General features: G+C 41.4%; 16 protein-coding genes and 1 other annotated feature. Of the genes, 15 read left to right on the plus strand and 1 reads right to left on the minus strand.

Features of this window, described 5'->3' with window-relative positions:
- Positions 1 to 6: 6 nt before the first annotated feature.
- From galU to mscL, 4 genes are all read left to right on the plus strand, one after another.
- Positions 7 to 927, plus strand: coding sequence for a UTP--glucose-1-phosphate uridylyltransferase GalU (gene galU / locus JCM10991_RS05880; RefSeq protein ID WP_023858796.1), 921 nt, complete (start codon positions 7 to 9; stop codon positions 925 to 927).
- A gap of 295 nt (positions 928 to 1,222) precedes the next feature.
- Positions 1,223 to 2,113, plus strand: coding sequence for a polysaccharide biosynthesis protein (locus JCM10991_RS05885; RefSeq protein WP_025020841.1), 891 nt, complete (start codon positions 1,223 to 1,225; stop codon positions 2,111 to 2,113).
- Positions 2,110 to 2,802: a glycosyltransferase family 2 protein gene (locus JCM10991_RS05890; RefSeq protein ID WP_025020842.1), complete on the plus strand. Its 693-nt coding sequence runs from the start codon at positions 2,110 to 2,112 to the stop codon at positions 2,800 to 2,802. Before JCM10991_RS05885 ends, JCM10991_RS05890 begins: the two co-directional genes overlap by 4 nt.
- A gap of 91 nt (positions 2,803 to 2,893) precedes the next feature.
- Positions 2,894 to 3,268 carry a large-conductance mechanosensitive channel protein MscL gene (mscL, locus tag JCM10991_RS05895; protein ID WP_023858799.1) on the plus strand — a complete coding sequence of 125 codons (375 nt, stop codon included), beginning with the start codon at positions 2,894 to 2,896 and terminating at the stop codon, positions 3,266 to 3,268.
- Between the two features lie 133 nt (positions 3,269 to 3,401).
- On the opposite strand, the gene asd is transcribed toward mscL, so the two are convergent.
- Complete coding sequence (asd, locus tag JCM10991_RS05900) at positions 3,402 to 4,502, minus strand: aspartate-semialdehyde dehydrogenase (RefSeq protein WP_025020843.1); 1,101 nt, start codon at positions 4,500 to 4,502, stop codon at positions 3,402 to 3,404.
- Positions 4,503 to 4,666: 164 nt separating this feature from the next.
- Positions 4,667 to 4,748, plus strand: a sequence feature (ribosomal protein L21 leader region).
- Positions 4,749 to 4,764: 16 nt separating this feature from the next.
- Here asd and rplU point away from each other — a divergent pair.
- The 11 genes from rplU (at position 4,765) to JCM10991_RS16115 (ending at position 10,872) form a co-directional block, all read left to right on the plus strand.
- A complete protein-coding gene (gene rplU, locus JCM10991_RS05905) occupies positions 4,765 to 5,073 on the plus strand; it encodes a 50S ribosomal protein L21 (RefSeq protein WP_025020844.1) in 309 nt (102 codons plus the stop codon).
- Between the two features lie 6 nt (positions 5,074 to 5,079).
- Positions 5,080 to 5,397: a ribosomal-processing cysteine protease Prp gene (locus tag JCM10991_RS05910; RefSeq protein WP_023858802.1), complete on the plus strand. Its 318-nt coding sequence runs from the start codon at positions 5,080 to 5,082 to the stop codon at positions 5,395 to 5,397.
- Between the two features lie 21 nt (positions 5,398 to 5,418).
- A complete protein-coding gene (rpmA, locus tag JCM10991_RS05915; protein ID WP_023858803.1) occupies positions 5,419 to 5,703 on the plus strand; it encodes a 50S ribosomal protein L27 in 285 nt (94 codons plus the stop codon).
- A 336-nt stretch (positions 5,704 to 6,039) separates the two neighbouring features.
- A complete protein-coding gene (locus JCM10991_RS05920) occupies positions 6,040 to 6,900 on the plus strand; it encodes a phosphotransferase (RefSeq protein ID WP_025020845.1) in 861 nt (286 codons plus the stop codon).
- A complete protein-coding gene (locus JCM10991_RS05925; RefSeq protein WP_023858805.1) occupies positions 6,888 to 7,616 on the plus strand; it encodes a phosphocholine cytidylyltransferase family protein in 729 nt (242 codons plus the stop codon). Before JCM10991_RS05920 ends, JCM10991_RS05925 begins: the two co-directional genes overlap by 13 nt.
- Entirely contained in the window at positions 7,597 to 8,265 is a 669-nt protein-coding gene (locus JCM10991_RS16105) for a BCCT family transporter (RefSeq protein ID WP_081781953.1), read from the plus strand. The genes JCM10991_RS05925 and JCM10991_RS16105 overlap by 20 nt, the downstream gene beginning before the upstream one ends.
- Before the next feature lie 5 nt (positions 8,266 to 8,270).
- A complete protein-coding gene (locus JCM10991_RS16110) occupies positions 8,271 to 9,077 on the plus strand; it encodes a BCCT family transporter (protein WP_162149493.1) in 807 nt (268 codons plus the stop codon).
- Positions 9,052 to 9,702 (plus strand): sugar transferase, encoded by a 651-nt coding sequence (locus tag JCM10991_RS05935; protein ID WP_420323911.1) that lies wholly within the window; start codon positions 9,052 to 9,054, stop codon positions 9,700 to 9,702. Before JCM10991_RS16110 ends, JCM10991_RS05935 begins: the two co-directional genes overlap by 26 nt.
- 13 nt (positions 9,703 to 9,715) lie before the next feature.
- The gene (gene pssD / locus JCM10991_RS05940) at positions 9,716 to 10,165 is read left to right on the plus strand and encodes a PssD/Cps14F family polysaccharide biosynthesis glycosyltransferase (RefSeq protein ID WP_025020846.1); all 450 of its coding nucleotides are present in this window, start codon (positions 9,716 to 9,718) and stop codon (positions 10,163 to 10,165) included.
- Between the two features lies 1 nt (position 10,166).
- On the plus strand, positions 10,167 to 10,676 hold the full coding sequence (locus JCM10991_RS05945) for a glycosyltransferase (RefSeq protein ID WP_025020847.1): 510 nt from the start codon (positions 10,167 to 10,169) through the stop codon (positions 10,674 to 10,676).
- Between the two features lie 73 nt (positions 10,677 to 10,749).
- A complete protein-coding gene (locus tag JCM10991_RS16115; protein WP_263640291.1) occupies positions 10,750 to 10,872 on the plus strand; it encodes a hypothetical protein in 123 nt (40 codons plus the stop codon).
- The last annotated feature ends 8 nt before the right edge of the window (positions 10,873 to 10,880 follow it).

Below are 10,880 nucleotides of genomic sequence, written 5' to 3' on the forward strand. Positions count from 1 at the left end.
AAAAGTATGAAAGTAAGAAAAGCTGTTATTCCAGCCGCCGGTTTAGGCACAAGATTTTTACCAGGGACTAAAGCTTTAGCTAAGGAAATGTTCCCAATTATTGATAAGCCGACTATCCAATTTATCGTTGAAGAAGCCCGTAAATCAGGGATTGAAGATATTTTGGTGGTTACAGGGAAGGGAAAGCGTCCAATCGAAGACCATTTCGACTCTGTCCCAGAATTAGAACAAAACTTAAAGGAAAAAGGTAAAGATGATCTGCTAGAATTGGTGCAACAAACGACGGACATCAACCTTTACTTCATTCGTCAATCCCACCCACGTGGTTTGGGAGATGCCGTTTTGATGGCTAAGGACTTCGTTGGTGACGAACCATTCGTTGTTATGCTTGGAGATGATGTGATGGAAGATAAAGTTCCTTTGACCAAGCAATTAATTGACCGTTATGACGAAACACATGCCTCAACTTTAGCGGTGATGAAGGTCCCTCATGAAGAAGTTAACAAGTATGGGGTGATTGATCCGGTTGATGAATACAAGCCAGGCTTACATGATGTGAAGAGCTTCGTAGAAAAGCCTGCTGTGGAAGATGCGCCATCTGACTTGGCGATTATTGGTCGTTATCTCTTGACGCCAGAAATCTTTGACATGTTAGAAACGCAAGAACCTGGTGCTGGTAACGAAATTCAATTAACGGATGCGATTGACCGTTTAAACAAGGTGCAACGTGTGTTCGCCCACGAATTCAAGGGGCAACGCTTTGATGTGGGCTACAAGTTTGGTTATTTGAAGACTTCTATCGAATTTGGTTTGAAGCACCCTGAAGTTAAGGATGAGTTGAAAGCTTACATCAAAGAATTAGCTCAGCAATTAGAAGGTCCAGCTGCTCCTAAGTCTGCACCTAAGGCGAACAAAGCTAAAAAATAATTTGTAAATAGATTTGAAGTATGGTAACCTAATATCTAGGTGCCAACCTCGGCCGGCATCTTCGGACGAGCCTCCAGTTCGGGAGGCAGGATGGCCGGCATACAAAAGCCTCTTTTTCTGGCAGGAACCCAGGAAAAGAGGCTTTTTCTGTTCCAATTATTAAGTTATTCCTAAAATTTCTTAAAATTGTGAAAAGAGTAACAATCATTCTTGCCTAGGTAATTTCTGATAGATATGATAAGTATATAGTTAAGTATGTGATGGCAATAAAATAACGGGAAGGAATCGGGGAAATATGCAAAAGAGTCAATATGATATTGAAATTGAAAAAATTTTAAATCGACCGTTAAGTTTGGATTATCAGGCGCAAGCCACGAGTTTAAAGGATAAGACGATTCTTTTGACGGGTGGTGCGGGTAATCTGGGGCAAACCATGTGTCAAGAATTGTGTGATTTGGGTGTTAAGCAATTAATTGTAGTTGATTGTGATTTTTTGGGGGCAGCAAAATTGCGCAAGTATGAGCAAGTTAAATATTTTCAGTATGATATTTGTCAACAATCCCAACTGGCAGATGTTTTTCAAAAGTATCAACCGCAAATTGTGATTCACGGTGCTGCGCAACTCGAGGCTCCAGTAGTTGAATTACTAAAAACTAATGTTTTTGGAACGTACTTGTTAGCGCAATTAGCGGTTTTATATGGGGCGGAAAAGTTTGTCCTATTATCGAGTAAAAAGGCGATTGCCCCCAAAGAAATGTATCCGCTTAGCAAGTCTTTAAGCGAGAGTGTGATTAACTTAATCGGTCAAGAACAAAGACAATTGAAGTGGGAGATTTTACGACTTCCCAAACTTTTAGAAACCAAATCAACAACACTTTCTTTGTACGAAAATGCCGATTTTCAAGGAAGAAAGCAGTGGATATTACACCCAGCCGTGAAAAAAGAAGTTGTCACTTTGAGAGAAGCAACGATTACATGTCTAAATTCCCTGGAAAAGGAAAGCTCAACCACTGTGCGTTGTTTAGAAGCGCGTTTTATCTTTGATAGACTTTTACTTCATCAAGGCCAAGCACCACAACGTAAATTGACATATACTGATTTGGGAATGCTATGGTGGACTATGGAAAATCGACCGACAGATTTGGAGCGGGTAGTTAAGGAGTTGTTGAAGGGGGACAAGGAATGAAACAACCACGCATTTCTTTGGTAATGGTAATCAATAATCATGCGGAAGCAGAACAGTTTTCTCGAAGTTTAGTGGCTTTACGCCAGCAAGACTATCAAAACTGGGAGTTATTGGTTTGTGTGCGTCAGACAGGATTACTAGCAAGTCTTAAAGAGAAACAGGTTAGGGTGTTTGATGTAAGCGGTTATAAAAAATTAGGGCAAATAATGAATTATGCTTTGGCGCAAAGTCAAGGACTTTATTGGGCTCAAATCAATGTTTATGAAAGACTATGTTCTTACTGGTTACTTGAACAGGTGACTTTTTTAGAGGAAAATCCGCGCTATGGTTTTGTTAGTGGGCGGGGGCAGGCATCAGTTCGGCAAGGTCAACCAGGACGTTATCACTTTTTACGGGGGAATCCTTTTGTATCGCGAACTTTGTTGTTTCGTAAAAGTTTGTTGGAAGTTATTAAAGGATATGATGAAAGTTATGATCATCCCTACCTAGTCGACTATGATTTATGTATGCGCCTTTATGCTTATGGTAGTCGCGGATACATTTTACCTACCCAAATGTTGCAAAAAGAGAGCCCAATTAAAGCGGTTTGTCCGCGAGAAGAAGCAGGACTACGCTTACGTGGATACAGTAAATTAGGAATGAGTGTGTTGGGTTTTCCCTTTGCTCTAACAACCCTAATCAAAAAATAGTGAGAAAGTAAAGCTAAAATTATCTTGTTTTTTGAGAAAGAATAGCTTAAAATTAATTTTGCGAAACATTAATTTTGGAGGAAAATGCTGTATGTTTAAGGAATTTAAAGAGTTTATTGCACGTGGAAATGTAATGGACTTAGCTGTTGGGGTTATCATCGGGGGTGCGTTTACGGCAATTGTTAACGCCTTAGTCAACTACTTGATTAACCCATTAATTGGGATTTTCATTGGAAGTATTGACTTTTCGGACTTTGTTTTCAAGGTAGGGGACGCTACTTTTAAGGTTGGTTCCTTCTTAAACGCTGTCATTAACTTCTTGATTATTGCCTTTGTGGTCTTCTTGTTGATGAAGGGAATTAACAAGTTAATGCCAAAGAAAGAAGAAGTAGCTGAAGAAGAGCCAGTTGATCCACAAATTGAAGTTTTAGAAGAAATTCGTGACTTATTAAAGAAGCAAAATTAAGATTTAAAATCCATCATACGGTGGATTTTATTTTTTTGCTTGTTATGTGGCGAATATAAGCGTAGCGTCAACAAAAAAACATGAGTCCGGTTAAGGCCCGAACCCATGCTTTAGTTGCTAAAAATATTTTATTTTAACGGTCAGCTTTTTTAGTAATGTAGTTTTGGGCAACCAATAATTCAGCAGACTCAACTGCGCCACCAGCAGCGCCTCGTAAAGTATTGTGGGATAAACCAACAAATTTCCAGTCATAAACACTATCAGTCCGCAAACGTCCAATGGAAACGCCCATCCCATTTTCGTAGTTAACGTCAAGAGCGACCTGAGGGCGGTTATCTTCTTCGAGGTATTGAATAAAGTTCTTAGGAGCGCTTGGTAAGTTGAGTTTTTGTGGTAATCCCTTGTAGTCACGTAAAGCTTGTACCAAGTCTTCTTTACTTGGAGTTTGGCGGAATTTAACAAAAGCGGTCGCTGTGTGCCCATATAAAATTGGTACGCGGATACATTGACTTGTAATCACCATATCGTCACTAGGAACAATTTCCCCTTTTTCGCGGTCAACGTGTCCCCAAATTCGTAATGGTTCCTTTTCAGACTTTTCTTCTTCCCCCGCAATGTAAGGGATGATGTTTCCTTGCATTTCTGGCCAAGAATCAAAGTTCTTCCCGGCCCCAGAGATAGCTTGATAAGTAGAAGCAATTACTTCATATGGTTCGAACTTCTTCCAGGCCGAAAGAGCAGGGGCGTAAGATTGGATAGAACAGTTAGGTTTCACAGCGATAAATCCATATTTAGTACCTAAACGTTTCTTTTGGAAATCAATAACTTCGAAGTGTTCGGGGTTAATTTCAGGCACAACCATGGGAACATCTGGTGTCCAGCGGTGTGCAGAATTATTAGAAACAACAGGCGTTTCTGTCTTAGCGTAGGCTTCTTCGATAGCTTTGATTTCATCTTTAGACATGCTAACGGCAGAAAAGACGAAATCTACTTGACTAGCAATTTTGTCAATTTCATTAACATCTAAGATAACCTTGTCGGCGACATCATCTGGGACAGGTGTATCCATCATCCAGCGACCAGCAACAGCTTGAGCGTAAGTTTTACCTGCACTACGAGGACTAGCAGCGACCACCGTGGTTTCAAACCAAGGGTGATTCTCTAATAAAGTGATGAAACGTTGACCAACCATCCCGGTGGCTCCTAAAATACCGACTTTGAGCTTTGCTTCCATGTAAGTCACTCCTAATTAATGATAAAGTAATAATTAATCATATTTTAATTTAAAAGTAAAAAAATTACAAGTTGAAAACTTTGAAAATTAAAATGAAAAAAGTTCCCTAAAGTCTTGACGAAAGAAAGGGGGTTTGATATGATAATAACGTTGTATTTGTGCATGTCACACTGCAACCGCACGCTTCAAGTACCCTAAGTATTTCAAGAATGAAATCACTTGTTTGCGGCGAGTCTAAGTAAATTATAAGGAGGTGCACATGATGTACGCAATTATCAAAACTGGTGGAAAGCAATTAAAGGTAGAAGCAGGTCAAACTATCTACGTTGAAAAGTTGGCTGCTGAAGCTGGTGAAACAGTTACTTTTGACCAAGTTGTCTTTGTTGGTGGTGAAAAAACTGTTATCGGTAAGCCTTTAGTTGAAGGTGCTACTGTAACTGGTACAGTTGAAAAGCAAGGTCGTGGCAAGAAGGTTGTTACCTTCAAGTACAAGCCAAAGAAGCACTCTCACACAAAGAAGGGTCACCGTCAACCTTACACTAAGGTTGTTATCGACGCCATCAACGCCTAATCACACATGATTAAAGCGCACATGACGTACGGAACTGGTAATCGAATTACTGGTTTTGAGCTCACTGGACATGCCGGTTACGGTATTGAAGGTGAAGATATTGTCTGTGCAGCAGTTTCGGTTTTAACGATTTCGACCGTTAATTCTTTGGAGCAGCTTGCTAAGGTGGAGCTGGATATCGATGAACGCCCCCTCGAAGGTGGTTATTTGAGAGTCGAGCTGAAAACAGACAATGATGAAGCGCAATTATTACTGGCCAGTCTACGCTTAGGCTTGGCGGATATTGCGCAACAATATCGCAAATATATAAGATTTAAAGATTAACCTGAGGAGGTGCAATCCGCTATGTTAATGAACTTACAATACTTCGCCCACAAAAAGGGTGGTGGTTCTACTTCTAACGGTCGTGACTCACGTTCTAAGCGTTTAGGTGCTAAGCGTGCAGACGGTCAAACTGTTACAGGTGGTTCAATCCTTTACCGTCAACGTGGTACTAAGATTTATCCTGGTGTTAACGTTGGTATGGGTGGCGACAACACTTTATTTGCTAAGGTTGCCGGCGTTGTTAAATTCGAACGCAAAGGTCGCGACAAGAAGCAAGTTTCTGTATACCCTGTAGATGCAGAATAATATTTAGCGTAAAGGCTGTGAATAATAGCTGAAGCGTTATTGAATAGTGAAAATTTCATTGGTTCAATGGAATTTTCACTATTTTTTTGTGCTTTATATTCAAACTTTTAACGTATTTTTGAAATTTTCTTAAGCATTTTGAATTACAACTTTTTTTCTAGCTTTAATAAGGAATGATTCCAATAATCGGGATTATTCCTTATTTTTTTAGTGAAAAAGTTAAAGGTGTGGATTTTTAGTTAAGGTAGGGTAAAAATTATTGTTTAAAATATCAAGGCAATATAGGATGAAAGAGTAGTCGATAGATAGACACGAAGTAATTTTTTAGGAGGGGTTATGACAACTAGTGAAGTTAGAGCGCTGTTGGTGGAGTTGTTGGGAGGTAAGACCGAAGATTTTCAAGATGTAGTTGCTTGGTCTGGGGGGATGACGAATCAGTCTTTTCTTTTTACATGGCACAGTAAGCGCTATATCCTGCGGGTGCCGGGAAGTTTAGGCCGACAGGAGCAGGAAGTTAAAGTTTACCAAACACTAAAAGATTTACAGATTTGCGAACCGGTTATTTATTGGCAACATGGGTATAAAATTGCGGAATTCATTCCTGGGGCGCGTAATTGTCAAGCTGATAATTGGGAAGAAGTTAGTGCTTGTATAGGACTGCTAAAGCAGGTACATCAGAGTAATCTAAAAGTGACTTGGGGGGTTGACTTATATCAAGAGATTAATTTCTATGAGACTCTTATGAGGGAGAATCCTTACCCTGATTATGTAGCAACCAAGCAACGGGTCTGGGGCTTACGAGATTTGATTCAGCAGTATCAAAAACCAGCAGTCTTGTGTCATTTGGATGCTCATCCCGATAATTTTGTGCTTGGTAAGCGCTGGTATTTAATTGACTGGGAGTATGCGGCCATGCAAGACCCCGATTTAGATCTGGCCATGTTTGCTTTATATGCGGGTTATGATTTAGCGATGATTAATGCCTTGATTGCTACTTATTACCCAGAAGGTTGTGCACGGGAAGTGCGTTGGAAGATTTATGCTTATCTAGCGACTGCTGGTCTTTTATGGAGTAATTGGGCGGTGGCTTCAGGGCAAGACTTAGGTGAGTATGGTCAGCGTCAATATCGCTATGCCCAGGAATATAGTCAGTTAGTCACTGATATTTTAGAAAGGAAGATAAAATGCCAAGAGTAAAAAAAGCGATTATTATGGCTGGAGGGAAGGGGACGCGGTTAGCGCCCTTAACCTTTGTGACGCCCAAACCTTTGGTTAAAGTTCGTGGTCAAGCCATGGTGGAGACAACAATTGAAGCTTTGTTAACCAATGGGATTCAAGATATCGTTGTAGTTACAGGACATTTAGCAGAAGCATTTGCTGATTTACCCAGACGTTATCCGCAAGTGAAGCTAGTGCATAATCCAGATTATGGGCGAACCAATAATATTTCTTCTCTATATTGCGTGCGGGAGTTTTTGGATTGTGATTTGATGATTTTAGATGGCGACCAGCTAATTTGTGCCCCGCGAGTTTTACATGCCGATTTTGATGTATCGGGTTATACTTGTGCGGCAACGGATGCTCAAAATGAGTGGTTCTTACAGCTCGATAGTCAGCAACAAGTACAGTTTTGTTCCAAGCAGCCGTGTTTTAGAGGGCAACGTTTGTATTCAATTTCGCGTTGGACGAAGGCTGATGCGAAAAAATTAGCAGCACATTTGGAAGAAGACTTTAATCAGCGGGGTCTTGACCAAATTTATTGGGATGACATAGTGCTGTTTAATCATTTTACGGATTATCAGTTGCGTGGGTATCCAATTAACGGTACAGAGGTGCTGGAAATTGATAATTTTGAGCAGTTGTGTCAAGTTGACCCACGTTATCGGAGACAAGATGATGTTCGAGAAGCTTAAAAAGTTAGACGGTTTTGCTAGTCTGGTACCGCTACTTAGTATGAGTGTTTTAGGGGGGCTTCTTTGGTGGAAACCACAGGAAGCGCAAACTATGATGCAACAATTACGAGCAGGACTAAGTCAGTACTTTTCCTGGTTTTATCTTGCGTTAGGTTTGGTGACTTTGTTAGCTACGACTTATGTAGCCTTCTCCAGGTATGGTCGGATTCGTCTGGGAGGGGGCCAGCCAGTTTATTCTAATGTAAAGTGGGGCATGATGATTTTTACGGCTACCATGTCGGCGGACCTAATCTTTTATGCTCTGACGGAGTGGGCAATGTATGCGGCTGAAGGAGGGATTGAGGGATCCTTAAAATTATGGAGTTTAACCTATTCTTTCTTTCATTGGGGACCGATTGCCTGGAGTTTTTATTTATCTTTAGCAGTAGCCTTTGGTTTTATGTTGCATGTGCGTCAGCGTCCACGCCAACAATTTGCTGAGGCCTTACGACCTTTGTTGGGAGATTTAGTAGATGGTTGGGTTGGACGCGGAGTAAACTTGTTGGCGATTTTTGCCCTGCTAGCAGGAAGTGCCACTACTTTTTCGGTTTCTTTACCCTTACTGGCACACCTCTTGGGACAAGCCATAGGTTGGGAGAATGAAGCCTGATAGCAGTGGGGTTATTGTTAGTGGTGGCCTTGCTATATACAACCGCAGTACTTTTGGGAATGGGTGCGGTGACGCGCTTAGCAACGCTATGTGCGAGCTTATTGGGCTTGTTATTGGTCAGTGTTTTCTTAGGTGGTGGCGCCGGAAAGTTTATGGTGAGCAATAGTTGGGCTGCAGGTGCTAATGTTTTGTGGAATTTTTTCCCCCTAGCCTTGGGTAAGCATTCTGATATGACCGCGTATTACTGGTCTTATTGGATGGTTTGGTGTACGGCAACCCCGTTCTTTATTGCAACGATTAGTCGGGGACGGACTTTACGGCAAGTAATTTTAGGTGGCTATAGTTGGGGGTTGGCCGGTACGGGGATGGCCTTTGGTATTTTGGGAAATTATGGTTTGTATCATTTTGGGGAAGCGAATCTTAAGGCGGACCACTTAGCTCTAGCGCAGGCGACTTTAGCGCGTTTCCCTCTAAGTGACCTTTTGACTCTAATATTAGGGCTGACCATGATTGGAATGTATGCAACGGTTTTTGAATCGTTGACCTTAGTGGTGGCGCGCTATTCTTACCGCCACCTAGCGGAGGGGTGCTTACCGTCTAAGCAGGTTCAAGTCTTTTGGGCCATCACCTTGATGATTTTACCTTTAGCGCTACTATTTATGCAACAGTCGGTATATAGTTTACAATCCCTAGCCATGTTGATGGCTTTGCCGATAGGAGGGGTAATTTTATTGATTATGCTGAGCTTTTTCAAGGATGCGCGCGCTTATCTTAGAGAGGAGCAAGATGATGAAAGAAAAGATTATCATTGATTTAAAATTTTTGCAACAACGCACTTGTTATCACCGATTAAAACGTATCTTTGATGTGTTCGTTAGTTCGCTAGCCCTATTGGTTTTATGGCCAGTATTTTTAGTGATTGGGATATTGATTAAATTAGAAGATGGTGGCCAGGTAATTTTTAGCCAAGAGCGGGTAGGTAAAAATGGGCAGGTTTTTAAAATGTATAAATTTCGTTCCATGCACATGGATGCTGAAACTCGCCTAGCTACTTTGCTAGCGCAAAACGAGGTGGAAGGTCCGATGTTTAAAATGAAAAATGATCCGCGGGTGACACGCATTGGGAGGTTTTTACGCAAAACGAGTTTGGATGAATTCCCACAGTTAATCAATGTTTGCTTGGGGCAGATGAGTTTAGTTGGTCCACGTCCCCCTTTAGTTCGTGAAGTTGCTCAATATACCCCCTATGATAAACAGCGTTTGTTAGTTACGCCGGGTTGTACGGGTTGGTGGCAGGTTACGGCTCGTAATCATACTGGTTTTACCGGGATGGTTAAACGGGATTTAGAATATATTCAAAAAGCTAATTTATGGCTGGATTTAAAAATTATTTGTCTGACAGTCAAAGTAGTATTAGTTCCTAATGGGGCTTATTGAAAGGAGTTTGAAAATGAAAGTTTGTCTAGTTGGTTCTTCAGGAGGACATTTAACTCATTTGTACATGTTAAAACCCTTTTGGCAGAAGCATGAACGCCTGTGGGTAACCTTTGATAAAGCTGATGCGCGCAGTTTACTGCAAGATGAAAAAGTAACGCCTTGTTACTACCCGACGAATCGTTCGCTAAAGGCCCTAATCAAAAATAGTTTTCTAGCGTGGCGTGTTTTACGGCGTGAAAAGCCAGACTTGATTATTTCAACCGGAGCGGCGGTAGCGGTGCCTTTCTTTGTTTTAGGTAAATTGCTGGGTGCTAAAAGTATTTACGTTGAAGTCTTTGACCGCATAGATCAACCAACTTTAACGGGACGCTTGGTTTATCCACTTGCGGATCAAATTGTGGTGCAGTGGGAAGAAATGAAGCAAGTCTACCCCAAGGCGACCAATTTAGGGAGTGTGTTTTAAGATGATTTTTGTAACGGTAGGAACGCATGAGCAACAGTTTAATCGCTTATTAGCTACTGTAGATAATTTAAAGGCTCAAGGCATGTTAAAAGATGAGGTCGTGATGCAGACAGGCTTTTCAACTTATGAGCCGAAACACTGTCAATGGCAAGCCTTATTTCCTTATCAAGAGATGCAGTCCCTGATACAAAAAGCCCGCATCGTGATTACTCACGGGGGACCATCGTCTTTCATGCAGGTGTTAAAGGCTGGTAAGATTCCCGTGGTGGTACCACGTTTGGCATGTTATCGCGAGCATGTTAACGACCATCAACTAGCTTTTGCGCGGGCGGTGCAGACCCGCTATCAAAATTTATTATTGGTGGAAGCTATGCCAGAGTTAGCGCCAGTGTTAGCGAATTATGAAACGCAGGTGGCGGATTTATCAACGTTGGTTGTCGGAAATAATCAACGTTTTAACCAAAAATTTGAAAAGTTAGTGTGGCGTTTAATGGAAGGAGAGGTTAGATGACCGCAATTGCAGCTGGGTAGTAGTTTATAATCCAGGTGAAAGTCCCCGTTTTCAAACGGCTTTTGCCAGTGTGATGGCTAATTTTGAGCGAATTTATGTGTTTGATAATAGTTCTCAACCAGTAAAGTTACCAGCTGGGGATGGAAAGATTGTCTATTTGACGGCGAGGGAAAATGTGGGCATTGCCCGAGCTTAAATCAAATC

The sequence above is a fragment of the Ligilactobacillus equi DSM 15833 = JCM 10991 genome (genome assembly GCF_000615765.1).
Taxonomy (GTDB): domain Bacteria; phylum Bacillota; class Bacilli; order Lactobacillales; family Lactobacillaceae; genus Ligilactobacillus; species Ligilactobacillus equi.

Coding starts and splice junctions, on each gene's coding strand:
- JCM10991_RS05910 (WP_023858802.1), top strand. CDS start 5,080: ATGATTAAAGCGCACATGACGTACGGAACTGGTAATCGAATTACTGGT.
- JCM10991_RS05890 (WP_025020842.1), top strand. CDS start 2,110: ATGAAACAACCACGCATTTCTTTGGTAATGGTAATCAATAATCATGCG.
- rpmA (WP_023858803.1), top strand. CDS start 5,419: ATGTTAATGAACTTACAATACTTCGCCCACAAAAAGGGTGGTGGTTCT.
- JCM10991_RS05945 (WP_025020847.1), top strand. CDS start 10,167: ATGATTTTTGTAACGGTAGGAACGCATGAGCAACAGTTTAATCGCTTA.
- JCM10991_RS16115 (WP_263640291.1), top strand. CDS start 10,750: ATGGCTAATTTTGAGCGAATTTATGTGTTTGATAATAGTTCTCAACCA.
- JCM10991_RS05925 (WP_023858805.1), top strand. CDS start 6,888: ATGCCAAGAGTAAAAAAAGCGATTATTATGGCTGGAGGGAAGGGGACG.
- pssD (WP_025020846.1), top strand. CDS start 9,716: ATGAAAGTTTGTCTAGTTGGTTCTTCAGGAGGACATTTAACTCATTTG.
- mscL (WP_023858799.1), top strand. CDS start 2,894: ATGTTTAAGGAATTTAAAGAGTTTATTGCACGTGGAAATGTAATGGAC.
- JCM10991_RS16105 (WP_081781953.1), top strand. CDS start 7,597: ATGATGTTCGAGAAGCTTAAAAAGTTAGACGGTTTTGCTAGTCTGGTA.
- rplU (WP_025020844.1), top strand. CDS start 4,765: ATGTACGCAATTATCAAAACTGGTGGAAAGCAATTAAAGGTAGAAGCA.
- JCM10991_RS05935 (WP_420323911.1), top strand. CDS start 9,052: ATGATGAAAGAAAAGATTATCATTGATTTAAAATTTTTGCAACAACGC.
- JCM10991_RS05920 (WP_025020845.1), top strand. CDS start 6,040: ATGACAACTAGTGAAGTTAGAGCGCTGTTGGTGGAGTTGTTGGGAGGT.
- asd (WP_025020843.1), bottom strand. CDS start 4,502: ATGGAAGCAAAGCTCAAAGTCGGTATTTTAGGAGCCACCGGGATGGTT.
- JCM10991_RS05885 (WP_025020841.1), top strand. CDS start 1,223: ATGCAAAAGAGTCAATATGATATTGAAATTGAAAAAATTTTAAATCGA.
- galU (WP_023858796.1), top strand. CDS start 7: ATGAAAGTAAGAAAAGCTGTTATTCCAGCCGCCGGTTTAGGCACAAGA.